General features: G+C 67.6%; 22 protein-coding genes and 1 pseudogene. 8 read left to right on the plus strand and 15 right to left on the minus strand.

Going from position 1 to position 22,016, the window contains the following annotated elements; translation table 11 throughout:
- Positions 1-4: 4 nt before the first annotated feature.
- The 5 genes from JYJ93_RS33590 to JYJ93_RS33610 all read right to left on the minus strand — a co-directional run bounded on the left by JYJ93_RS33590 (position 5) and on the right by JYJ93_RS33610 (position 5,383).
- On the minus strand, positions 5-934 hold the full coding sequence (locus JYJ93_RS33590) for an NADP-dependent oxidoreductase (RefSeq protein ID WP_206798609.1): 930 nt from the start codon (positions 932-934) through the stop codon (positions 5-7).
- Between the two features lie 39 nt (positions 935-973).
- Complete coding sequence (locus JYJ93_RS33595) at positions 974-1,594, minus strand: TetR/AcrR family transcriptional regulator (RefSeq protein ID WP_206798610.1); 621 nt, start codon at positions 1,592-1,594, stop codon at positions 974-976.
- A gap of 210 nt (positions 1,595-1,804) precedes the next feature.
- Positions 1,805-2,182 carry a dihydrofolate reductase family protein gene (locus JYJ93_RS40345; protein ID WP_347402710.1) on the minus strand — a complete coding sequence of 126 codons (378 nt, stop codon included), beginning with the start codon at positions 2,180-2,182 and terminating at the stop codon, positions 1,805-1,807.
- A gap of 77 nt (positions 2,183-2,259) precedes the next feature.
- Entirely contained in the window at positions 2,260-4,164 is a 1,905-nt protein-coding gene (locus JYJ93_RS33605; RefSeq protein ID WP_206798611.1) for a bifunctional metallophosphatase/5'-nucleotidase, read from the minus strand.
- Between the two features lie 82 nt (positions 4,165-4,246).
- Positions 4,247-5,383: a serine hydrolase domain-containing protein gene (locus tag JYJ93_RS33610; protein ID WP_206798612.1), complete on the minus strand. Its 1,137-nt coding sequence runs from the start codon at positions 5,381-5,383 to the stop codon at positions 4,247-4,249.
- A gap of 334 nt (positions 5,384-5,717) precedes the next feature.
- Between JYJ93_RS33610 and JYJ93_RS33615 the strand changes: the two genes are divergently transcribed.
- Complete coding sequence (locus JYJ93_RS33615) at positions 5,718-7,082, plus strand: IS701 family transposase (protein ID WP_206788059.1); 1,365 nt, start codon at positions 5,718-5,720, stop codon at positions 7,080-7,082.
- 12 nt (positions 7,083-7,094) lie between these two features.
- Here the strand turns inward: JYJ93_RS33615 and JYJ93_RS33620 are convergent, their stop codons facing one another.
- The 3 genes from JYJ93_RS33620 to JYJ93_RS33630 form a co-directional block, all read right to left on the minus strand.
- The gene (locus tag JYJ93_RS33620) at positions 7,095-7,748 is read right to left on the minus strand and encodes a DsbA family oxidoreductase (protein ID WP_206798613.1); all 654 of its coding nucleotides are present in this window, start codon (positions 7,746-7,748) and stop codon (positions 7,095-7,097) included.
- Positions 7,745-7,897 (minus strand): hypothetical protein, encoded by a 153-nt coding sequence (locus tag JYJ93_RS33625; protein WP_206798614.1) that lies wholly within the window; start codon positions 7,895-7,897, stop codon positions 7,745-7,747. Before JYJ93_RS33625 ends, JYJ93_RS33620 begins: the two co-directional genes overlap by 4 nt.
- 78 nt (positions 7,898-7,975) lie before the next feature.
- A complete protein-coding gene (locus tag JYJ93_RS33630) occupies positions 7,976-8,647 on the minus strand; it encodes an NAD(P)-binding oxidoreductase (protein ID WP_206798615.1) in 672 nt (223 codons plus the stop codon).
- Positions 8,648-8,772: 125 nt separating this feature from the next.
- On the opposite strand from JYJ93_RS33630, the gene JYJ93_RS33635 reads away from it, so the two are divergent.
- On the plus strand, positions 8,773-9,093 hold the full coding sequence (locus JYJ93_RS33635) for a helix-turn-helix domain-containing protein (protein ID WP_269013096.1): 321 nt from the start codon (positions 8,773-8,775) through the stop codon (positions 9,091-9,093).
- A gap of 51 nt (positions 9,094-9,144) precedes the next feature.
- Positions 9,145-9,392: pseudogene (locus JYJ93_RS40890) on the plus strand (IS5/IS1182 family transposase); the annotation flags it as partial.
- 91 nt (positions 9,393-9,483) lie between these two features.
- Here JYJ93_RS40890 and JYJ93_RS33640 read toward each other — a convergent pair.
- Both JYJ93_RS33640 and JYJ93_RS33645 read right to left on the minus strand, forming a co-directional pair.
- Entirely contained in the window at positions 9,484-10,230 is a 747-nt protein-coding gene (locus tag JYJ93_RS33640; RefSeq protein WP_206798617.1) for an SDR family oxidoreductase, read from the minus strand.
- A gap of 41 nt (positions 10,231-10,271) precedes the next feature.
- Positions 10,272-10,583, minus strand: coding sequence for a nuclear transport factor 2 family protein (locus JYJ93_RS33645; protein ID WP_206798618.1), 312 nt, complete (start codon positions 10,581-10,583; stop codon positions 10,272-10,274).
- A gap of 80 nt (positions 10,584-10,663) precedes the next feature.
- Here JYJ93_RS33645 and JYJ93_RS33650 point away from each other — a divergent pair, with 80 nt between their 5' ends.
- On the plus strand, positions 10,664-11,566 hold the full coding sequence (locus tag JYJ93_RS33650; RefSeq protein ID WP_206798619.1) for a LysR family transcriptional regulator: 903 nt from the start codon (positions 10,664-10,666) through the stop codon (positions 11,564-11,566).
- A 258-nt stretch (positions 11,567-11,824) separates the two neighbouring features.
- Positions 11,825-11,962, plus strand: coding sequence for a LytTR family transcriptional regulator DNA-binding domain-containing protein (locus JYJ93_RS40350; RefSeq protein WP_269013094.1), 138 nt, complete (start codon positions 11,825-11,827; stop codon positions 11,960-11,962).
- 152 nt (positions 11,963-12,114) lie between these two features.
- On the opposite strand, the gene JYJ93_RS33660 is transcribed toward JYJ93_RS40350, so the two are convergent.
- Positions 12,115-13,014, minus strand: a complete 900-nt coding sequence (locus tag JYJ93_RS33660; RefSeq protein ID WP_206798621.1) for a LysR family transcriptional regulator — start codon at positions 13,012-13,014, stop codon at positions 12,115-12,117.
- 33 nt (positions 13,015-13,047) lie between these two features.
- Between JYJ93_RS33660 and JYJ93_RS33665 the strand changes: the two genes are divergently transcribed.
- Positions 13,048-14,001 (plus strand): SDR family oxidoreductase, encoded by a 954-nt coding sequence (locus tag JYJ93_RS33665; RefSeq protein WP_242544015.1) that lies wholly within the window; start codon positions 13,048-13,050, stop codon positions 13,999-14,001.
- 92 nt (positions 14,002-14,093) lie between these two features.
- Here the strand turns inward: JYJ93_RS33665 and JYJ93_RS33670 are convergent, their stop codons facing one another.
- Complete coding sequence (locus tag JYJ93_RS33670; protein WP_206798622.1) at positions 14,094-14,879, minus strand: hypothetical protein; 786 nt, start codon at positions 14,877-14,879, stop codon at positions 14,094-14,096.
- Positions 14,880-15,219: 340 nt separating this feature from the next.
- Between JYJ93_RS33670 and JYJ93_RS33675 the strand changes: the two genes are divergently transcribed.
- Both JYJ93_RS33675 and JYJ93_RS33680 read left to right on the plus strand, forming a co-directional pair.
- The gene (locus JYJ93_RS33675) at positions 15,220-16,599 is read left to right on the plus strand and encodes an FAD-binding protein (protein ID WP_242544016.1); all 1,380 of its coding nucleotides are present in this window, start codon (positions 15,220-15,222) and stop codon (positions 16,597-16,599) included.
- A 172-nt stretch (positions 16,600-16,771) separates the two neighbouring features.
- Positions 16,772-17,563 (plus strand): penicillin-binding transpeptidase domain-containing protein, encoded by a 792-nt coding sequence (locus JYJ93_RS33680; RefSeq protein WP_206798624.1) that lies wholly within the window; start codon positions 16,772-16,774, stop codon positions 17,561-17,563.
- A 25-nt stretch (positions 17,564-17,588) separates the two neighbouring features.
- On the opposite strand, the gene JYJ93_RS33685 is transcribed toward JYJ93_RS33680, so the two are convergent.
- The 3 genes from JYJ93_RS33685 to JYJ93_RS33695 are packed head-to-tail and all read right to left on the minus strand — an operon-like array spanning position 17,589 to position 21,963.
- Entirely contained in the window at positions 17,589-19,307 is a 1,719-nt protein-coding gene (locus JYJ93_RS33685; RefSeq protein WP_206798625.1) for a sodium:solute symporter, read from the minus strand.
- Positions 19,304-19,483, minus strand: coding sequence for a hypothetical protein (locus JYJ93_RS33690; RefSeq protein WP_206798626.1), 180 nt, complete (start codon positions 19,481-19,483; stop codon positions 19,304-19,306). The genes JYJ93_RS33685 and JYJ93_RS33690 overlap by 4 nt, the downstream gene beginning before the upstream one ends.
- Positions 19,480-21,963, minus strand: a complete 2,484-nt coding sequence (locus JYJ93_RS33695; protein ID WP_206798627.1) for a PIG-L family deacetylase — start codon at positions 21,961-21,963, stop codon at positions 19,480-19,482. Before JYJ93_RS33695 ends, JYJ93_RS33690 begins: the two co-directional genes overlap by 4 nt.
- Positions 21,964-22,016: the final 53 nt, after the last annotated feature.

The raw sequence follows: 22,016 nt of genomic DNA on the forward strand, positions 1-22,016 counted from the left end.
AGACTCAGAACACGATGACAGGTCGGCCTCGTAGGCCGCCGGCCATCAGGGCGCGCTGGGCCTCGGCGACTTCTTCGGGCGCGTATTCCCGCGTGACGCGCAACTTGATCTTGCCGCTCTCGACGAGACCGCGCAGGACCCTCAGCATGTCCGTTCGCTCGATCGCCTGGCCGACAATCACCGGAAGGATGCGGATCCCTCGCTCCGTCGGCGTGTCGTCCCAGCCTCGGACCGGAATGTAGACGCCCCCGTCGCGGATGGCCGGAAAGGATGCCCTGAGGAGCAGGGCCGTGTCGAAGAGGCCGTCGACACCGGACGGGAATTGCTTACGGATGGCCGCGCAGAAGCCGGGGCCGCGCTCGACCACGAAATCGGCGCCGTAGCTGCGCACGAGATCGAACTCCGACGGCTTCGCGTCTGCGATGACCTTGAGGCCCAGGTGTTTGGCGACGGCAATTGTGTAGTGCGCGAGCAGCCCCGCGCCTCCGCTGACGGCGAGGGTCTGTCCCTTCGTGAGTCCCGAGATTTCGAGACCCAGCGTCGCGGTGAGGCCGTTCATCGGCAGCGTTGACGCTTCCGCGACCGACACGCCCTCGGGAATGGCCAGGACGGACGCCTCCGGGACGACGATTTGCGCCGACTGCGCGCCTCCGTCGGGGCGACCCGGCATGACAACCGCCATGACCTGGTCGCCGACACGCACGCGCGTGACGCCGGCGCCTACAGACTCGACAACCCCTGCGGCGTCCATGCCGGGGATCCACGGCAGTGGAAGCGTGTTGTAGGCGCGCTCGCGCATCAGGATGTCGGTTGGATTGACGGCGGCGGCCTTGACCGTAATACGGACTTCTCCGGGGCCGGGCGCGCGCACCTCACGGTCGGCGATCTCGATGACCTCGTAGCCACCGAGGCTCCTGTACTGGACGGTCTTCATCGTTGTCATCTCGCGTTCTTGGTTTGCCAAACAGTCGTATCAGCGTGTTCTGGAGCTGGCCCCGCGACCGCGCGCAATCCTCGGGACGGCAGGCGCGTAGCGCTCGAGGAGTGCGTCCACGCCGTCGTGCACCATCTGGGACGCGCGGCCCCGGTCCACCACGCATGCGATGGTGCTCGCGCCGTCAAACAGCATCAGCAGCGCAAGCGCTAGATCTTCAGGCGCGCGCGCTTGCGCCCTCGTCGCCAAGGCCTCGAGCTGCGCGAGGAAGCGGCCTTTGTGCCGCCGCACGGCGACGTTAATCGGGTGATCCGTGCCCCGGAACTCGATCGCCGCGTTGACGAGCGGGCAACCCTGGTAGTCCGGCAAGCCGATTAGCCTCGCCACCGCGTTCGCCACGAACCGGAGCTGCGCACGAGGATCGTCAGGCGCGGCCGCCGCGGCGGCGTCGAACAAGGCGCGCTCTCCGTCCGCGTGGGCTCGGAGGTAGGCGAGGACGAGCCCATCCTTGGACTGGAAGTTGCGGTAGATGTTCGGCTTGGCGACGCCCGAGCGCTCGGCGATCTCGGCCACGCCGACCGAGCGGATGCCTTGTTGGGAGAAGAGATCGCGTGCGGCGTTCCAGACGCGGTCGCCTGCGGGGCTCAGGTTGCGCTTCACGGGCGTCCTTCGTACGCCGACGCGGTTACGGTCAGTCACACGCGTTCTGGCGCTTCGAATGAGTTCAGGGCAATGGGGAGCTGCGTACCGTTCAGTACGCGTGGAATGTACCCATCGGTACGGCCGTGTCAATCGCGCCGAGCGCGGAGGCGCTCCGTCCCTGGTTTTCACGCCGCCGCGCGGGAATGAAGCGCTCGGGTCCTCCCATGCTCATCCCGCTTTGCGACGGAAGTGGAGCGCCTGCACGCCGGACTTGAACCGCTGCGTCGCTAGGAACTCGAGATGCCGCACACTCGACAGACCCTGAAACAACGTCGGTCCACAGCCACTGATGATGGGATGAATGACGATGCGGTACTCTTTGATGAGCCCCCACTCCTCGAGCGCAACCGCGAGTGAGCGTTCCGCGCTTCCGTGGACACCCACGATGTGATGGAAGGGTGTTCGATGTCGGAGAGCGAGAAGAAGTAGAGGCAGCAGCGGCGTAGTTTCCGCCCGGAGTTCAAGGCCGGAGCTGTGAAGCGGTACAGGGCCCCGATGGCTGGTACAAGCCGCTGCGGCGACGCTCCGCACTCGACTACGAGTCACCCGCCGGTTACGACAAGAAGCACCGCGCTGCCGCTTGAGGGCGAAAGCGCGGAACGCTCTGCTGAACCGGGGCAACTTCAGGGCAGTCGGGTGATGCGATTGAGCGCGGGGGCGGGCAAGGGGCTCGCCTGGCTGCTGTGTGCCTTCAGGTATGCCTCCAGCGCGTCGTTGTCCACGGCGCCACCCAGCCGGTTCGTCCCCTCGGCGAACACCTGGAAGCCATCACTCCCACTCGCGAGGTAGTTGTTCGCGGTGACGCGGTAGTTCGCCGCCGGGTCCACCGTCACGCCGTTGATCCGGATGGACGCCGGGTCGACGCGGCTTCCGACGGGCGCCGACGCGCTGAACGCATAGGTGAAGCCCGCCGACGGAAGCAGCATGAGGGTGGCTCCCGACGGCCGCCACTGCCACTCCAGCAGTTGCTCGATTTGCGCGCCCGTCAGCGTCAGGGTGACCAGGCTGTTGCCGAACGGCTGCGTGGTGAAGGCCTCGCCGTAGGTGACCTCGCCCTGGGAGATGTCCGCGCGCATGCCGCCCGGGTTCATGAAGGCCACCTGCGCCCCACCCAGGTTCGCGGGCTTCGTCGCCTCCAGATGCGAGTCCGCGATGACGAAGCCCAGGGTGGACTGGCCCACGGAGTCCGACTGTGTCCTGAGCGTCTGCGACACCCAGCCGATGACCCGGTTGGCCCTCGGCGTGACGAGCTCCTGATACTTCGTCACCAACTCCTTCACCGCGCCGACCTCCTGCACGTCGCGAGTGACGATGACGTTGTTCGCTCGCGCCTCCACGACGTCGCCCGTCGCCTTGCTCAACGTCAGGTCGATGTCCGTGACGAGCTGCCCCATCGACGAGGCGCTCGTGACGATCTTGCCATCGATGACGCAGTTGTAGGCCTGATGCGTGTGGCCGCTGACGATGACATCCACCGCGTCGTTGAGGCCCTTGGCCACGCCCACGATGGCACCTGAGATGAGGCCGTCCGCACCCGCGCCCTTGCAGTCGTTCACCAGCGAGCCCGAGGCCGGAATTCCGCCCTGGTGCACCACCACGATGATGGCTTCGATGCCCTGCCGCCGCAGCTCCGGCACCAGCGCGTTCACCGTCTGCACTTCGTCCTTGAAGGTGAGCCCCGCCACGCCCGTGGGGATGACGCTTTCCGGCGTGTTCTCCAACGTCATGCCGATGAAGGCCACCTTCACGCCCTCGAACTCGCGCACGTCGTAGCGGGGGAACAGCGTGCGGTCCACGCCCGTGGCCACGTTGGCCGCCAGGAACTTGAACTTCGCGCCCGGGAAGCCATCCCCGTCCAGGCAGCCATCCACCGGGTGGCAGCCGCCCCACTGCATGCGCAACAGCTCCGTGCTGCCCTCGTCGAACTCGTGGTTGCCCACCGCGACCAGGTCCAGGCCAATCAGGTTCATCGCCTCGATGGTGGGCTCGTCGTGGAACAGCCCCGACAGCAGCGGGGAGGCGCCAATGAGGTCTCCCGCCGCGACCACCACCGTGTTCGGATTGGCGGCCCGCAGGGCCGCGATGTGCCGGGCGAAGTACGTCACGCCGCCCGCCTTCACCCGCACCGCTCCACCGTCGGGGGCCACGCCCGTCAGGATCTGGCCCGCGGGCTCCTCGAGCTGCCCGTGGAAGTCATTGAACGCGAGCACCTGCACGCTCACCGTGGTGGGACCCGAGTCGGGAGTCCCCGCGTCGGGTCTCCCCGCGTCGGGCGTCCCCGCGTCCGTGCCAGAATCCGGGGGCGGCACCTGGACGGAATGCGGCTCACAGCGCTTGTCCTCGCAGACCCACTCCGTATTCGACGCCGGCGGTCCCTTGTATTCACGGCAGTCGGTGGCGTCCTGGCACTCGTCACGCCCGCAGCCGCCCTGGACAAAGAGGAACATGCCGGTGACGAACGCTCCGGCGAGCAGGAAGACGCTGGGACGCACGTCCAGAAGTGACGAGCGCGGTGTGGCTTGGGGCATCGACGGAACTCCAACGAACAGGGAGGCGGAACCTACTCTGGTTCGTGGACGATGGCGCGACTTCATCCTGTTGTTCGCCGTGCTAGCGACCCTGCATCGATTCGACCCTGTCGAAGAGGGGCGCCAGCGCGCGTTCCATGGCGTCGGCGGTCGCATCGCCGCTCTGGTTGGTGATGATGAACACCCCCAACTGATACTTCGGCACGAGGTAGAGATAGCATTGCGCGCGAGGCACGCCGCCGTGATGCACGTAGTGGGTGCCCAACTGGCTGCTCTGGCCGATGTTCCAGAAATAGCCAATGCGGAAGTCCTCCGCGAAGCGCACCAGCGGCTTGTGTGACTCTGTCACCGCGGGATGGTTGCTCAACTGCAAGCGCAAGTACTTCACCATCTCCGGCATCGTCGCCTTCAAGGCTCCCGCCGCGCCCCAGGGCAGGAGTGGCATCGGCGTGGTGCCGACCGGGTTGTCGCTGTGGTAGCCAGGAGCCAGGCGGTGGGCGTCCTGGGCACGCAGGCGCAGCCACGTGTCGTGCATACCGGCTTCCCGCGCCAGGAACTCCGCGAGCAACGACTCGTAGGGAGCCCCGTGGATCTTCTCGAGGGTGTGCGCGACCAACTCGGTGCCGGCGCTCGAGTAAGCATAGTCCTTGCCGAGCGGGCCCTTGATGCTGACGGTGTGCAGGTCCTGCCAGAACCTCGGCTGCCCGTAGTCCGCATAGGCGGCATTGAGCTTTGCCGGGGTGGCATGCGCAGTGAAGTCGCTCAACACCTCATTCACTTGCAGTGGCAACATCCCCGGCATGCCGCTGGTGTGTGTGATCAGATGGCGCAGACGGATCGGCTCGCCGCCTGACTGAAGGTTCGGATACGCGGACGGCAGATACTTTTGTATCGGGTCGTCCAGGGTCGCCTTGCCTTCGAGGACAGCGTTTGCCAACAGCAGGCCGACGAAGGTCTTGCTGACCGACCCTATCTCATAGAGGGTCGAATCATCGGGCGGATTGGACTTGCCGGTCTCCAGCTCACCCCGATGCAGGATGAACTCCTCGCCCCGATAGACCACTGCGATCGACGTTGCGTGCAGCAGTCGTGACTGCAGCAGGGTCGTCGCGGCCTGGTTCATTGCCGTGGGGATATCGCGGGCGGGTGCAGGACTCGTCGTCTTGCAAGCGGCCAGCACCAGCATCGTTCCAGCAATGGCTACGGAGAGTTTGTTCATCAGGCCCATCGTCCAAAGAGGATGGGCACTGTCGCACGCCCCCCAGGTCGGAGCCAGACACGCGAGCCTCCATGCCCGACAGCAGGGCCACTTCGAGCGCCCCGTCCCCATTCGGTGCAACCGCACCAACGCTCTCACCCTGTCCGTGCCGACTCTCCGGCAGGTCATCTTGTGAAGCGGGCGTCGCGATGAATGTCGCGGGCCTTCGTGCGCAAGAACCCACTTCGGTAGGAGCGATTGGAACCGGTTGACGTCGTCCTTCTCCCCTACCGAAACAGGTTCTAATACTACCCGGTCACTTGAATCCAGGGGGCCCGTGTGATCTACGGCCGGGATGACACCCGCGCAGCTCAAGAAGTTGGATGAGTCGCTGAGCGCCTATCTCGAAGAGATGGTCGCCGGCATGGGGCGACTGGAGAGGCGGCGCGCCATGGAGGCCTATGTCACGGGCCTACTGCTGGATGGGGAGCGCAAGAGCATCGAGCCGATGGCGGCCCGGCTGGTAGAGGACGCCAGGGATGTCGAGGCAATGCGCCAGCGACTGCAGCAGTGCGTCTCGCAAGGGACGTGGAGCGACGAGGCGCTGAGGGAGCGACTGGCGCGGAAGCTGGAAGAGCGGCTGCCGGAGGTGGAAGCCCTTGTGGTGGACGACACGGGCTTCCCGAAGAAGGGGAAGCACTCGGTGGGAGTCGCCCGTCAGTACTCGGGGACGCTGGGGCGCACGGACAACTGCCAGGTGGCCGTCAGCCTGCATTTGGCTGGGGCTCGTGGCAGCGGGTGTATCGGCATGCAGCTGTACCTGCCCGAGGAGTGGGTGACGGAGAAGGACCGACGCAAGGCGGCCGGAGTCCCCGAGGCGGTAGGCGCCTCGCGCAAATGGGAATTGGCGCTGTCGCAGTTGGATGACGCGTTGGAGTGGGGCGTGCGCAAGCACGTCGTCCTGGCGGATGCGGGGTATGGCAATTGCCGGGAGTTTCGCGAAGGACTCACGGCACGCGGGCTGCCCTACCTCGTCGCCGTGCCGGGGCAGCACAAGGTGTGGCCTCCGGGGGCGACGCCGCACCTGCCCGTGAAGAAGGCTGGCGCGTACGGACGCCCCCGGACTCGCTTCGTCGACGACAGCGGCGTGCAGCCCTGGACGATTGAAGAGTTGGCGCGCCAGTTACCCGAGGAGGAGTACCGCCGCATCAGCTGGCGCGAGGGCAGCCGCGGCACGCAGTCCTCCACTTTCGCCGCAGTGCGAATCCAGGTCGCTGAAGGCCATGTCGTGCGCAAGGCGCCCGGCGCTCCCGAGTGGCTCCTGTGTGAGTGGCCGCCGGGCGAGGCCGCGCCAACGAAGTACTACCTCTCGTCTCTGCCGGAAGACACGCCCCTCAAACGCCTCGTCACCCTGGCGAAGCTGCGCTGGCGCGTCGAGCGCGACTACCAGGAGATGAAGGGCGAAGTCGGCCTGGACCATTTCGAGGGCCGCACCTGGAGAGGCTTTCACCACCACGCCACCCTCTGCATGGTGGCCCATGGCTTCCTCGCGCTCCGTCGAGCGCTTTTTCCCCCGGAGGAGGATTCCCTGGACCCTTCCCCAGGTGCGTCGGCGGCTTCAGCATCTGCTGCTGCGCCGCCTCGGCCATTGTCCGCTGTGCCTCCGCAGACTCGGCGCTCGCGCTCCTCCTCGAGGACCGTCACGCATCTGATCAAGTAGTACTAAGAGCGGCTATCCGCGGTCCGCGCCCCACGCCGTGTCGAGCGCCTTGCGGAACGCCTCGACGGGCTGCGCGCCAGCGACCGCGTACTTCCCGTCGAGGACGAAGAACGGGACGCCCTGGATGCCGATCGCGTTCGCCTGGCTCTGGTCGGCGGCGACCTCGGAGTCGAAGCCGCCGCTCTCCAACACTTCGAGCGCGCGCATCCTGTCGAGTCCGACCTCGGCGGCGAGGTCGGCGAGCACGTCGTACTTGCCGACGTTCTTGCCCTCCGTGAAGTAGGCGCGGAAGAGCCGCTGCATGAAGGCGTGCTGCTTGCCCTCGGCCAGCGCGAACTGCGAGAGCCGCTGCGCCGAGCGCGTGTTCACGACGAGCGCCTGGTCGAGGTGGTACTCGAGCCCCACCTCGGCGGCGCGCGCCTCGACCTGCTTGTTCATCGCGATGGCCTGCGCGCGCGGGATGCCCTTCGCCCTCACGAGGATCTCGGTCGCGTTCATATCGCTGTCCGTCGGCAGTCCCGGCATGAGTTGGTAGCTGCGGTAGCGGACCTCGACCTGCTCCTTGTGCGGGAACGTGTCCAGCGCCTTCGCGAGGAGTGCGTCGCCCATGTAGCAGAACGGGCACATCACATCGCTCCACACGTCGATGGTGAGCGGCCTGGTCATGAGCATTCTCCGTCGAGGTTGCAGACGCCCACGGCGGCGTCGTCGGTGGTGAGTACGACGAACCGCGGCCTGGCCACGGGCCCGACGGGCTTCAGCTCGGAGGACGCCTCCGGCTTCGGGGCTTCCTGGGTCTCGGTCTCAGCTTCCATCGCGGTCTCCTTCACGCTGCGCGCGCTCATGGCCCACGAGCAGCACGGCGAACAGCCGGCCATGGACGAACGCCGCGCTCACTTCTTGCCGTTCCAGATGATGGGCGCGCGGTGGACCCACTCGTTCTTGTCGACGCAGTCGAGGCAGAAGGTCGCCACTTCCGCGCGCGTCACGTTCAGCGTTCCGGGCTTCGAACCCCCGACCTCGGTGGTGTGCAGCGGGCCGAGCGCGCCTGCGGGTTTGTCGTTCAGGCCGACGGCGCGCACCAGCGTCCAGTCGGTGTCGCTCTTGCGCACGAGCGCGTCGACGCCATCGTGGTCGGCATAGCCGATCTTGATGTTGCTCAGCTTGATGAACGCCCGGAACAACCACGAGACGGTCGGCCACGAGTCACCGACGCCGATCGCAGAGAGGAAGACGACGCGCTTCACGTGCTGCTCGTCCATCACGGCGAGGATGTTTCGCGCCGTGTCCGTCATGAAACTCGGCGAGTTGATCTGCTTCGCCCAGGGGTTGTCGGACGCGCGCGAGTTGTTGTGGGCGACGATGACCGCCTCGGTCCCCTTCATCGCTTCGCGCAGGTCCTCGAGCTTCTCCGGCGTGCCCTTCACCATCTCGACGCCGGGTGGGGCCTTCACGGCGTCGGGCTTGCGCACGAGCGCACGGACCGTGTGTCCGCGCTGCGCGGCCTGTTCGAGGAGGTGCAGGCCCGTCCGACCGCTGCCACCGATGATGAGGAGCTTCGCCATGCCCGACCCGTAACACCGCGCACTCTCTTTTTGGAAGTACGCACATCTATGTTAGTGCCTCAGGGATGGCGAAGCTCGGCGATCTTCTCAGAGAGTCCTACGCGCCCGACTGCCCCGGGCGGGACGTGCTCGACCATGTCGTGTCCAAGTGGGGCATGCTCATCATGCTCGCGCTCGCCGAGCGCACCTACCGCTACGCCGAGCTGCGGCGCCGCGTGGGCGGCGTCAGCGAGCGCATGCTCGCCCTGACGCTCCGCACACTGGAGGAGGACGGCTTCGTCGCGCGGCGTGACTACGGGGAGGTGCCTCCGCGCGTGGATTACTCACTGACGCCATTGGGCAGCGGGCTCGCGGAGCACCTCGACGCGCTCGGCCGGTGGATCGCGACGAACACGCCCAAGGTGCTCGCGGCGCGCGAGAAGCATCGTCAGCGTGCCGCGAAGTAGGTTCTGTCAAACGCCCTGCATCACCAGCTTCCCAAGGACGACGGCTGGCGGGTGCCGGAAGAGTTGTGGCGACGCATCGAACCGCTGCTGCCGGCCCGGCCGGAGCACCCGCTGGGATCCTCCGGGTGCTGCGCACGGGGATGCAGCGGGGCGCGTTGACGGCGACGGGCCTGTGCCATTGGGCCTCCGCCTGCCAACGCTTCCGGCAGGGGTGGGCCGCGGGCGCCTTCCGCGAGTTCTGGCGCCAGGGGCTGATGGCCTACGACGGCCTGGCGAAGCGTGATTGGCGATGGCTCGCTCGACCTGGGGTATGAGAAACAGGCTCGAAGCCCCGGTGCAGGTGGCGCTTGTCTTCTCCTACCTCCGCCACCTGCATCCATCAGAGAGGGCCTAGCTGACGGGCACCGTCCCGCCGTCGATCACGTACTCCGCCCCGGTGATCGCGCTCGCGCGGTCCGAGACGAGAAACCCGATCAGCTCGGCGACCTCGGCCGGACGCGCGGGGCGCCCGAGCGGAATCCCGCCGAGCGAGCGCATCACGATCTCCTTCGCGCCCGCCTCGTCGGTGCCGTTCTTCGCCGCGATCTCGCTCATGAACCCGACGGAAGCCTCGGTCTCGACCCAACCCGGCGACACGCGATTCACGCGGACGCCATGCGGCGCGACCTCCTTCGAGAGGGCCTTGCTGTAGTTCGAGAGTGCGGCTTTGGCCGAGGCGTACGCGGTCGTCGCCTCGTGCAGCGGGAGCTGTCGCTGGATCGACGTCACGTGCACGACCGCGCCGGTCCGGCGCTCGCGCATTCCGGGGACCAGTGCCCGGTCGAGCCGCACCGCCGCCAGCAGGTTCAGGTCGAGCGTCTTCTGCCACGCGTCGTCGTCGAGGACGGAGAAGCCCCCCGCCGGCGCCGACGTTCCGCCCACGACGTGGACCAGGATGTCCACTGCGCCAGCGGCCTTCGCGACGCGCGCGCAGCCCTCGGCCGTGGCGACATCGGCGGCGATGAAGCCCTCGCCCGTTCCCTCCCGCGCGGTCGTCAGCACCGTCGCGCCGGCCGCGCGCAGCCATGCGACCACCGCCTTGCCGATGCCCTTCGTTCCGCCCGTCACGAGCGCGCGTCTACCCTCTAGCTCTCTCATTACGTCATCTCCTTCCACAGGTTTGAAATGGGCATCACGGCTCACGCGCCGATGCTCAACGCCGCGATCCGCTCGTCCTTCATCCGGAACGCAAAGGTGAGCGTGATGGGACTGCCGGGAAACGAGCCGCTCACTTTCGCGCGAACCGCGCAGGCCCCGTCCTTCACAGTCACCTCGAGTGGCTGCGCGACGGCCTGATACTTCGCCTGGGAATCACGCCACCATTCGTCGATGGCCGCGTGCCCGACATGCCGATGTCCCTCATCCTCGACAATGGCATCGGGCGCGAAGGCGTCGAGCGGCGTGACGCTGTCCGCGTTGAAATAGGCTTGAATCGATGGGTGCAGTTTCATGGGTCAAGATGTAAGCCCGCACGATTGCCCGCTCAACAGGGACAAAGTAGGATGCGACATCCCGATTCTCAGGACTATCGATGTATCGACCCGGACTGAATGATCTCGATGCCGTCCTCGCCGTCGCGCGCAGGAGCTCGTTTCGCGGCGCAGCCCTTGAGCTCGGGATGTCGACGACGGCGCTGAGCAGCGCGATCGCGAAGCTTGAAGCACATCTTGGCGTCCGCCTCTTCAACCGCACGACGCGCAGCGTCTCGCTGACCGACGCCGGCAGAGCGTTCGTTGAACAGGTCGCTCCGGGACTCGAGGACATCCGCAACGCGATGGACGCTGCTCGCTCCCAGCAGGCAAAGCCGTCCGGCATGCTGCGCATCAACACCTTCGCGACGGCGGCGCGCGAGTTCCTCGCGCCACTGGTGCTGGAGTACCTCCGCCGCTATCCGGACGTGCATGTCGACGTCGTGACCGAAGGCCGGCTGGTCGACGTCGTCGCCGAGGGGTTCGACTTTGGCGTGCGGATGGCGAACCTCGTGCCCACCGACATGATCGCCATTCCGCTTGGAGAGCCCCAACGCCATGCCATCGTCGCTTCGCCGGCGTACCTGAAGAAGCACGGTCGGCCGCGCGTCCCGCCGGACCTTTTCCGTCATCGGTGTGTTCGGGTCCGCTTGCCGAACGGCAGCATCTTCCGGTGGGAGCTCCGGAAGCGGGGGCAGACGGCCCTGATCGATGTGACGGGTCCCATCACGCTGGACGAGGCCAGCCTCTCGCGGATGGCCGTCCTGGAGGGCATCGGACTCGGCTTCTTCATGGAGCCGGACGTGCGAGATGACATCGAAGCGGGACGCCTCGTTCGCGTGCTCGAGGACTGGACACCGGAGCTCGCTCGGCTCTGCCTCTACTACCCAGGCCGGCGCAACGCCTCGGCCGCTCACACTGCGTTCGTCGCACTCGCCCGCGAAGTCGCGACAGCTCGCCAATAAGGCGAGCCATCAGGTTTGGAGGGTGTTGTCGAACCCTCATGCGGGAGGCGGCGCCGCGCCACCGCTCACCGAGCCTCGCCGCCACTCGCTGAAGAGTACGCCAAGCACGCCGATGGAGGACGAGAGTGGCGCGAACCACCGCTCGCAGGCCACCCCCAACGACGACGTGGCGGCCATCCGCGCGGTCGTCGCTGATTACACGGAGGGGGTGAAGTCGGGCGACGAAGCACGCCTCCACCGCGCGTTCCATCCCGGCGAGTGCACCGCTCCACCGTCGTCGACTTCGAGCACGTGGAGCGCCTGGCGAGAGAGGCGAACGACACCTGGCGTCTCCACGTGCGGGGCCTCACCCTGAGCCGCCGCTACGCCGTGAAGGTGAGGGAGTTGCTGGCGTGAGCCCTCTCGGGTCTGGCACACGCTGTCGCGTGCGCGGGTCATCTCCCGTTGAGCGCGGCCACCCAGGAGATGGCAAGGCAAACACGGGTTCGACGCATTGAAGGCCGAACCTGGGATGAGGGTTCGGCCGCCGTGCACGTCCGGACCTTCGTTCACCGCGGCACGAGCTCACCGCTGATGGGGGCGAGCACGCCCATCAGCCAGTTCATCACCACCCGCACGCGGCGCGGCACCGAGCGTCCGTGCGTGTGCAGGAGCGCGATGGGGACGGACCGCGCGACGAGCTCCGGAAGAATCTCGACGAGCTTGCCGTCATGTCGCTCCAGGCCATGACGGGGAAGCTGCGCGAGGCCGAGCCCCGCGACGCAGGCCGCCTCATACGCTTCGAAGTTGTCGACCGTGATCACGCTCCGCATCGGCAGCTGCCGATACGTCTCGCCATCGCGGTATTCGAAGTTGGGGACGGGATCCGCCGCGTAATGGACCACCAGGTGGGAGCGCAGCTCCTCCAGAGCGCGCGGCGTTCCGTACTGGCGCAGGTACGAAGGGCTCGCGCAGTTCATCATCGTGGATTCACCGATGCGCCGGCCCACCAGGCCCGGTTCGGCGACAGCGCCGATGCGCAGCACGAGGTCGAAGCCTTCACGCAGCGCCGCGGCGATCCGGTCGCTCGCGCAGATCTCCACCTGGAGCTGCGGGTGCCTGGCCAGGAGCTCCGGAAGCCGGGGGATGACGAACTTGAGCGCGACGACGACCGGCAGTTCCATGCGCACCCGCCCGCGCAGCACGCGACCGGCTTGAAAGAGCGACCCGATTTCGTCTGCCTCCGCGAGAAACGCAGGGACGCGCTTGAGCAGCAGCTCGCCCTCGGGCGTGAGCCGAACGACACGGGTCGAGCGATGGAGGAGCTGCGTTCCCAATTCGGCCTCCAGGCCCAAGACCCTCGCCGACGCACGCGCCTTGGGAATGCCCAGCTGACGCGCGGCCTCGGTGAAGCTCCGCAGCTCCGCGACACGGGTGAAGATCTTCAGTGAGTCCAGGTCGATGCCCATTGTCACAATCTTCCAGACAGTGTGTCTGGATGCATGCCCGTTTTTCGCCCACGGGATGGCCGCTACCTTCCAGCCATGAACTGGAAGACAACCGACATTCCTTCGCAGCACGGCCGTCTCGCCGTCATCACCGGCACCGGAGGACTCGGGCTCGAAGACGCGCTCGCGCTGGCGCGAGCAGGGGGCGAGGTCATCATCGCCGGACGAAACCCGCGCAAAGGCGCCGACGCCGTCACGAAGGTGCTCACCGAGGTACCGACCGCGAGCGTGAGGTTCGAGCAGGTCGATCTCGCGAGCCTTGCTTCGGTGGCGGACTTCGCCGCGCGGCTGCGGAGCCAGACGGACAAGCTCGACCTGCTCATCAACAATGCCGCGGTGATGACGCCGCCAGGGCGCGAACAGACGGCCGATGGCTTCGAGCTGCAGCTCGGCACCAACTACCTCGGCCACTTCGCGCTGACGGCACACCTGCTGCCGCTGCTGCGCAAGGGGGTGGATGCGCGCGTCGTCACCTTGTCGAGCGTCGCCGCGAGAGCCGCGACAATGGACTTCGACGACCTGCAGTCGCAGCGCGGCTACGCTCCGATGAAGGCCTATGGACAATCGAAGCTTGCGTGCCTGCTGTTCGCCTTCGAGCTGCAGCGCCGGGCCGAAGCGAATCAGTGGGGAATCACCAGCGTCGCCGCCCATCCGGGCATTTCGCGCACCGACCTCCTGCACAATGCCCCGGGCCGCTGGAGTGCCGTGGGCATCGCCCGCTCGCTCTTATGGTTTGTGTTCCAGCCCGCTTCTCAGGGCGCACTGCCGACGCTCTATGCCGCGACTTCTCCCGACGCGAAGGGGGGCGGCTACTATGGGCCAGACAAGCTGAGCGAGATGCGTGGCTCCCCGGCGCCCTCGAAGGTGCCGCCGCGCGCCCAAGACGAGGCGACTGCCCAGCGCCTGTGGCGCGAGTCGGAACAGCTCACGCGCGTCTCTTTCGGGTGAGACGAGTGAAATCGGGAGGCGTGCGGCGCCGACACCCGCTCGGGCCGCATCGCGGACCATGTCGTGCATGTCGCCGCCTGCGAATCCTGGACTCAGGGCGCTTCGGTGTCCGGCGGCACCTGGAGCGCCAGTTCCTGGCAGCTCGCGGGCATCAGGCCCTTCGCCATCGCACTCTGGCGATACTGCCTGCGGAGCTTCAAGGCCCGACTCTCCGAATCCCCACCCTCATTGGATTGATCGAGCGAGCACCCGTACACCTCACCTTCGACCCGGTGTGGCATTGAAGGCGACTCACCCGTCCGTGGCGACTGGGGCGCGCACGTAGGCGGCGTCTCCTTCAGGTTCCACCGGGTGGAATACCGCGACACCCATTCCAGGCGTGGCGGGATGAACTCGCTGCGGAACTGATACTCAAAGCGCGTCACGGTGCGCGTCATGGGCACGTGACTGCATTTCTGACGGTGCTCGAAGCGCGTCACCATTCGCGTGCGCGGCACGGAGCGGGTCGTCTTCGAGGACGCGTCATAGTGACTCTCGTAGTAGGTCTCCGAGACAGTGCGCGGCTCCGAGACGGACCGGCATTGATACTGGCTCTCAAAGACAGTCTTTGTGACCGGAACCATGTGATGCCGCATCTCGGTACGCCCCGGCGTACTTTGAAGCGTTCGGCCCGTCTCCACTGAAGACTCCGGCACGATCTCTGTCCGGCACTCCACCGGCTCCCCATCCTGGTCACTCGCCAGCACGATGTGCACGTCGCTGACGTAACGCCCGCCTGCGGCTTCCGCGCGCTTCATGAAGTCGAGCAGCAACTGGGTACCATCCTGCTTGTCACCGAAGGCCACCGACAGCTTCCACGGCTTGAAGCCGGAAGCCACGGCCTCCTCCCTCGTTGTCAGGGTCACTCCGTTCGCCTGGTACCCCGGAGGCGTATGCATGCACCCAGCTGCAACGAAAAACACCCACACATAGCTCGCAACCCGTCTCAAGAATCCAACCCCCTCCAATCGACTGCTCGGACTTCATAGCAGAACACCGTGCCGCCACGGAGTGGATGGCAGCCCCATCCGCGGAGAACCCAGGAGCCGAGGGCAATTGTTGGAGCAGGCGACCTCGGGATAGAAATCTCCGACATAACAGGAGGAGTGAATGTCGAGTCGAACCGTCTCCCGGAGGGCGTTGCTCCAAGGTGCGTTGGTCGCAGTGGCATTCAATCCCATGAACCGGAGCTGGGCCTCCACGCTGGAGGCTGGCGCGGTCCCCCTGCCGCCACTCGATGGCGAGTTGCTGATGGACTCAGCGTCGCGGACCGCGGCCACGGAGGACTTCGGTCACATCGTCCACCGCACGCCGTGGGCGGTGCTCGTTCCCGGCTCGGTGCAGGACATCGTGGCCATGGTCCGCTTCGCGCGACGCCAGGACCTGAAGATCGCCGCCGCTCGGGGCCTCGGGGAGAGCCACAGCACCTTCGGCCAGTCCCAGGTGGCGGCGGGCATCGTCATCGACATGTCCACGCTGTCGACCGTCCACGAGCTTGGCGAGGACAGCGCCTGGGTGGATGCGGGCGTCCGGTGGCACGAGCTGCTCCAGGCCGCGCTCCCCCACGGCAAGAGCCCTCCGGTGCTGACCGACTACATCGAGTTGAGCGTCGGTGGGACGCTGTCCGCGGGGGGTATCGGCGGGCAGGCGTTCCGCTGGGGCCTCCAGGTGGACAATGTCCTGGAGATGGATGTCGTCACGGGCCGGGGCGAGCTCGTACGGTGCTCGCGCTGGCGTGAGCGGCCTCTGTTCGACGCGGTGCGCTCGGGCCTGGGCCAGTTCGGCATCATCGTGCGAGCGAGGGTGCGGCTCGTCGAAGTGCCGCCTCGCGCTCGGACATACCTCGCGCTGTACAACGACCTCCACCGCTTCATGGAGGACCAGCGGCGGCTCATCGAGGACGGTCGCTTCGACTACGTCGAGGGCTCCGTCGTCGCCTCCAACGGGGGCCGGGCGTATCAGCTCGAGGTGGTGAAGTACTTCACGCCAGGCTCGGAGCCGAACGATGCACGACTGCTCGCGGGCCTGGGCTTCCAGCCGGGAACGCTCCAGGTGAGCGACGGCAGCTACTTCGACTTCGTCAACCGGCTCGCGCCGCTGGTCGAACTGCTCAAGCAGCTCGGCGTCTGGGGCTTCCCCCATCCGTGGCTGGACATGTTCGTCCCCGCCCGGTCCGCCGAATCCTTCGTCCAGGAGGTCCTCTCACAGACCACCGAGGCCGACATGGGGCAGGGGCCCATCCTCCTCTACCCCTTCCGCGCCTCGGAGCTGACCACGCCCTTCCTGCGCACGCCCAACGACAGACACGTCTTCCTCTTCTCGCTGCTGCGCACCGCCATTCCACCGACGCCGGAGAACGTCGCATCCCTCCTGCGGAAGAACCGCGCCATCTTCGACCGGCTCACGGCCATCGGAGGGAAGATCTATCCCGTGGATGCCGTGCCCCTGAGCCCCGCAGACTGGCGCCGCCACTTCCACCCCGCCTGGGAGCGGTTCGAGCACGCGAAGCGGCGCTACGACCCGGACCGCGTCCTCACACCGGGACAAGGCATCTTCTGAGAGTCCTCGAAGGCATGGGCCCGGAGCCGAGCCCTTCGAACCGTGTCTCTCCGAGCACACCTGCGGCCCTACGACCGCGATCCTGAAGCGATGGATGCTGGCGCGAGGTTTGCTGTCCCCCGCGCCCATGTCCCGACTCCCCTCTCCCAGGTTCCGCCTCGCCGGATGGCTCGTGCTGCTCACGTCCGTCGCGTGCGTGGGTCATCGCCCTGTCCCGCTCCGCGTCGTCTCCCAGCATCCCGGCTGCTTCGGCCTGATGAACCTGGAAACGGGCCAGGTGACCTTCAACGGCAGCAGCCTCTGCCAAGAGCGCCTGGCACCTGCCTCCACCTTCAAGATTCCGCATGCGCTCATCGCGCTGGAGGAAGGCGTCTTGAAGCCAGACGAGGTGTTCCGCTGGGACGGCCCCCACCGCTCCATCGAGGCCTGGAACCAGGACCAGACGCTGGACACGGCCATGCGCCGCTCGGCCTTGTGGGTCTTCCAGGAGCTCGCGACCCGGCTCGGCCGTGAGCGCGAGGAAGCCTGGATGAGGCGCCTCCAGTATGGAAACGCGGACGCTTCGGGAGACATCACCCTGTTCTGGCTGGGCGGGCCGCTTCGCATCTCTCCCGAGGAGCAGCTCCAATTCCTGGCACGGCTCTACCGGGGACAGCTCCCCGTGAGCGCGGCCACCCAGGAGACCGTGAAGCGCACCCTGGTGCAGGGCCCCCAGACCGTGGCGCACGTCCGGGACGGCATCGACATGGGTGGCCCCTGGAAGGAGGGCGCGGTGCTCAGCGCGAAGACCGGCGCGCTCACGCTCCCAGCGGAGAACCTGACCTGGCTCGTGGGGCATGTAGCCACGAAGGAGGGCGCGTATGTCTTTGTCAGCACGGTGCGCTCCTCCCCGGGTCCGTTGCCGTCACCCCACCCCGCGTTGGCCGCCGCCATCGACGCCTTGAAGGCCCAGGGGCTGCTCTGACCGTGAGCGCGAGCGGCCCGAGCCCTCAGACCCCCGTCACCGGGGCCGGGGCCGGCGTCTCCCCGCGCGGCAGGACGCCCTGCATCACCAGGCTCAGCGCCACCACCAGCGCACAGCCGATGACGTTGAACCAGAGGTAGCCCACGTCGGAGAGGAAGAAGAGGGCAATCACCGTCGCCTGGGAGATGACCGCCGCCCCGAACACGGCATGGCCGCGCACGCGCTTCACGAAGAAGGCCACCAGGAAGATGCCCAGCACCGTGCCGTAGAAGATGGAGCCCAGGATGTTGATGGCCTGGATGAGGTTGTCCAGCAGCGAAGCGAAGGTCGCGAAGGCCACCGCGACCAGCCCCCAGAACACGGTGAACAGCTTGGACGCCACCAGCACCTGCCGGTCCGAGGCGTCGGGCCGGAACACCCGCCGGTAGAAGTCCACCGTCGTGGTGGTCCCCAGCGCCGCCAGCTCGCTGGAGATGGAGCTCATGGCCGCGGACAGGATGACGGCGATGAGCAAACCGAACAGCCCGCTGGGCAACCAGCGCTTCACGAAGGCGATGAAGATGTAGTCCGAGTCCTTCGTCTCCGCGCCCGGGAGCGCGCGCGCGACCATGGCCTTGGCCTCCTTGCGCACCTCGCCCGCCTGCCGCTGCGCGCCCTGGAGCAGCGCCCGTGACGCCTCGCCGGCCGCCACGTCGCCCGACTCGACGGCCGACAGGTAGCGCTCCACCTCCGCGCGCTTGCTGGACTGGACCTGCTCCCACTTCGCTTCCAGCTCGGCGTACTCGGCCGACTGCTCCGTGCCCTGCACGCGGGTGCGCAGCGCATCGTTGAAGAGCAGCGGCGGCGTGCTGAACTGGTAGAAGACGAAGACGAGGATCCCGACGAAGAGGATGAAGAACTGCATCGGGATCTTCAGCACGCCGTTGAAGAGCAGCCCCAGCCGGCTCTCCGAGATGGAGCGGCCCGTCAGGTAGCGGCCCACCTGGGACTGGTCCGTGCCGAAGTACGACAGCGACAGGAACAGCCCTCCCGTAATGCCGGACCAGAAGTTGTAGCGGTCCTGCATGTCGAAGTCGAAGCTCACCACGTTCATCCGGCCGAACGCGCCAGCGACGTCCACCGCCTTGCCGAACGACACGTGCTCCGGCAGGCGCCAGAGGATGACCGCGGCGGCCACCACCATGCCGCCCATCATCACCACCATCTGCTGCTTCTGCGTCTGGCTCACCGCCTTGGAGCCTCCCGTCACCGTGTAGAGGATGACGAGCGCGCCCATGACGATGACCGTGGGCTCCAGCGGCCAGCCGAGGATGGTGGAGAGGATGATGGCCGGCGCGTAGATGGTGATGCCCGCGGCCAGCCCACGCTGGATGAGGAAGAGGAAGGCGCCCAAAAGCCGCGTCTTCAGGTCGAAGCGCGACTCCAGGTATTCGTACGCGGTGATGACGTTGAGCCGGTAGTAGATGGGCACGAAGACCGCGCTGATGATGACCATCGCGATCGGCAGGCCGAAGTAGAACTGCACGAAGCGCATCCCGTCCTCGTAGGCCTGCCCGGGGACGGAGAGGAAGGTGACGGCGCTCGCCTGCGTGGCCATGACGCCCAGGCCGATGGTGGGCCACTTCAGCTCACGGCCTCCACGCAGGTACTCGTCGCTGGTGGCCGTCCCCCGGGACTTCCAGAGGCCCCACACCACGATGAACGCAATCGTCCCGCCCAGGACCAGCCAGTCGAGCCCCGTCACGCGTACGCCTCGGTGAGGCCCCAGAACACGACGACGAACAGCACGAAGGTGCCCAGCACCAGGAGGTAGATGTTGCGCCAGGAGCCCAAGAGCGGCGGCGCGTCATCGAGCTCGGGCCGGTGCGCGGGGGCGGCTTCGGCGGGCTCGGGAGGGGTCAGGTTGGGAGCGGTGCTCATGGCGAAAGGATGTTGGCCAACAGGCGGTAGGCGCCGGGAACCCCGGCGGGGAGCTGACGGAAGAAGGCGAGGCCCGTGTAGATGAAGGTGCCCTTGCCATGACGGGCGACCAGCAGCGCGCCCTGGAGCGGCGCCTCGCCGGCGTCGTGCATGGCGAACACGGGCTGATAGTGGGCGTCCCACGACGACGCGAAGTAGAGGCCACGCTCCTGCACCCAGCCCTCGAAGTCCGCGGCCGTCAGCGCGTTGGGCGCGCGCAGCAGCGGTTCATTGGCGCGCACGGGCGTCATCTCCGCCGTCTCGTCCGTCACCCGGTCGCGGCCAATCTCCAGCGGATAGGGCCCGACGAAGGACGTGAGCGGCCCCACGCGGCTGTTGGTGTTGTACTGCACCACCAGCCGCCCGCCGCCCTCCACGTACTGGAGCAGTCGCTCCCGGTGCACGGCCAGGTGCGCGTTGGCGTTGAAGGCGCGCACGCCCACGAGGATGGCGTCGAAGCGCTCCAGCGGCTCGCGGGCCAGCCGCTCCTCGGGGAGCAGCGTCACCTCGTAGCCCACCGCGGCCAGGCTCTCCGCGACGCGGTCGCCCGGACCGGGGATGTAGCCGATGCGCTTGCCCTTGATGGCCAGGGAGAACGGCACCCCCATGGCCGTGGAAGGCTGGCGCACCGTCAACGGCGGGATGTGGGGATGGGAGATGGACCCGGCACTCCACGACCAGGCGCGGCCCCCCACGTCGACCTCCACGGAGAGGGCGCCCTGCTGCGTCGAGCCCGGGGGCGGCGTGACCTGGAAGGTGACGGTGCGCTCGTCTCCGCGGGCCGCGAGCTTGAATTCGATCGACGCGGGCGCCACGCGCCAGCCGGCCGGCGCCCGCATCCGCACCGTGCCCGGCACCTGGTCCATCCCCGCGGCCAGCACCACCGGCACGGCACGGGACTCGCCGTTGGGGAACATGAGCACGTCCTGCGCCAGCGTGGCGGTGACGGGCGGGACGACCTCGAAGTCGCGGTAGAGCTCGCCGCGCACCGGATCCGTCCAGGCATGGACCACCGGACGCACCGCGCGGAAGCGCCGGCCCGCGACCTGGTACTCGAACGTCACCGACAGCGCGGGATGGCCCTCCGGCTGGCCGGTGAGCGCGCGGTCCTCGTCCTTGAGCGTGTAGAGCCCTCCGGTGACAGGCTCCCGGAGCCAGTAGGGCGTGGAGATGGTCGCCGTCGTGGGCAGCGTCACCGTGCGCGACAGCTTCAGGGGCACGTTCGCCTGCAGCGCCTTGCCCACGGCCTCGGGCTTCTCGCCGGGCAGTGACAGCCCCACCCACTCGACGGCGGCGGGCGAGCGGTTCAGCGCCACCACCTCCAACGGCACGGGCAGACCCGGGATGCCCGTGGGCGCGGCGGCACGCACCTCCAGGAACAGCCCCGCGCAGTGGGCGATGAGCGCCTCCACCTCGCGCAGCTTGGGCGCCTTCCACGGGTGGGTGTCCGGCAGCGCGCTCAGCGCCTCATGGACGCGGACGAGCGCGGGCAGGGAGCGGTGGGGGGCGCGAGCGTCGAAAGACTTCGTCGCGGCGGCCACCGCGCGGGACACCGCCTCCGAGCCCGGCCAACGCTTCCAGGTGAAGTCGAGCCCCTCGAACACGTCGCGCTTCGGGAGCGTCCCCGCCAGCGGCGTGAAGTACTCGGCGGCGGGGCCCCGGTCCGCGGCCTGGCCGAAGCCCTGGCTCTTGTGCTGGCTGCGGCTCTCCGCGGCCACCTCGCCCCACGAACGCCCGAGCAGCGCGTCGTAGCCGCCCACCTCCAGCTTCACGTAGCGGGACAGGTCCTCATCGGGCTTGAACGACCACGAGGAGGCGTTCTGCAGCAGGCGGTCCGCCTTCCACGGCTTCACCTCGGACAACTGCTCGGGGAAGCGCTTCGGGTCGGCGGCGGCGACGAAGGCCTCCGCCGCCAAGAGCGCGGAGGCCGTGTGGTGGCCGTGGTTGGGCGGCTGCGTGGTGAAGCGGGTGATGATGACGTCCGGCTGGAAGCGCCGGATGGCGAGCACCACGTCCGCCAGCACCGCGTCATGTCCCCAGATGCGCAGCGCCTCTTCCGCGCTCTTCGAATAGCCGAAGTCCCGCGCCCGCGTGAAGAACTGCTCCGCGCCGTCCACGCTCCGCGCGGCGAGCAGCTCATGCGTGCGGATGAGCCCGAGCAGCGGCCCCTGCTCGGTGCCGATGAGGTTCTGCCCCCCATCCCCGCGCGTCACGGACAGGTACCCCGTGCGCAGGCCGCGCTCTCCCACCAGCCACGCGAGCAGGCGCGTGTTCTCGTCGTCCGGGTGGGCCGCGACATAGAGCACACTGCCCGTCACCCCGAGCCGCTCCAGGCCCGCCGCGATTTCACCCGCGTGCAACTGCCGTGCGGGCCTCGCCACCGCCGTCGACCCGAATCCAACGCTCATGGCCAGCGTCATTCCAAGGAACAGGTTCCGCATTCGCACGGACCCTATACCAACCGGCGCGGTCCGCATTCATTCCGGAATGACGC

Origin of the sequence: Corallococcus sp. NCSPR001, from assembly GCF_017309135.1 — a bacterium.
GTDB lineage: Bacteria > Myxococcota > Myxococcia > Myxococcales > Myxococcaceae > Corallococcus.

Bases quoted from the DNA above. Each gene is read 5' to 3' on its own strand.
- JYJ93_RS33590 (WP_206798609.1), bottom strand. From the start codon at position 934: ATGAAGACCGTCCAGTACAGGAGCCTCGGTGGCTACGAGGTCATCGAG.
- JYJ93_RS33605 (WP_206798611.1), bottom strand. From the start codon at position 4,164: ATGCCCCAAGCCACACCGCGCTCGTCACTTCTGGACGTGCGTCCCAGC.
- JYJ93_RS33610 (WP_206798612.1), bottom strand. From the start codon at position 5,383: ATGAACAAACTCTCCGTAGCCATTGCTGGAACGATGCTGGTGCTGGCC.
- JYJ93_RS33615 (WP_206788059.1), top strand. From the start codon at position 5,718: ATGACACCCGCGCAGCTCAAGAAGTTGGATGAGTCGCTGAGCGCCTAT.
- JYJ93_RS33620 (WP_206798613.1), bottom strand. From the start codon at position 7,748: ATGACCAGGCCGCTCACCATCGACGTGTGGAGCGATGTGATGTGCCCG.
- JYJ93_RS33625 (WP_206798614.1), bottom strand. From the start codon at position 7,897: ATGGAAGCTGAGACCGAGACCCAGGAAGCCCCGAAGCCGGAGGCGTCC.
- JYJ93_RS33630 (WP_206798615.1), bottom strand. From the start codon at position 8,647: ATGGCGAAGCTCCTCATCATCGGTGGCAGCGGTCGGACGGGCCTGCAC.
- JYJ93_RS33640 (WP_206798617.1), bottom strand. From the start codon at position 10,230: ATGAGAGAGCTAGAGGGTAGACGCGCGCTCGTGACGGGCGGAACGAAG.
- JYJ93_RS33645 (WP_206798618.1), bottom strand. From the start codon at position 10,583: ATGAAACTGCACCCATCGATTCAAGCCTATTTCAACGCGGACAGCGTC.
- JYJ93_RS33650 (WP_206798619.1), top strand. From the start codon at position 10,664: ATGTATCGACCCGGACTGAATGATCTCGATGCCGTCCTCGCCGTCGCG.
- JYJ93_RS33660 (WP_206798621.1), bottom strand. From the start codon at position 13,014: ATGGGCATCGACCTGGACTCACTGAAGATCTTCACCCGTGTCGCGGAG.
- JYJ93_RS33665 (WP_242544015.1), top strand. From the start codon at position 13,048: ATGCCCGTTTTTCGCCCACGGGATGGCCGCTACCTTCCAGCCATGAAC.
- JYJ93_RS33675 (WP_242544016.1), top strand. From the start codon at position 15,220: ATGAACCGGAGCTGGGCCTCCACGCTGGAGGCTGGCGCGGTCCCCCTG.
- JYJ93_RS33690 (WP_206798626.1), bottom strand. From the start codon at position 19,483: ATGAGCACCGCTCCCAACCTGACCCCTCCCGAGCCCGCCGAAGCCGCC.
- JYJ93_RS33695 (WP_206798627.1), bottom strand. From the start codon at position 21,963: ATGCGGAACCTGTTCCTTGGAATGACGCTGGCCATGAGCGTTGGATTC.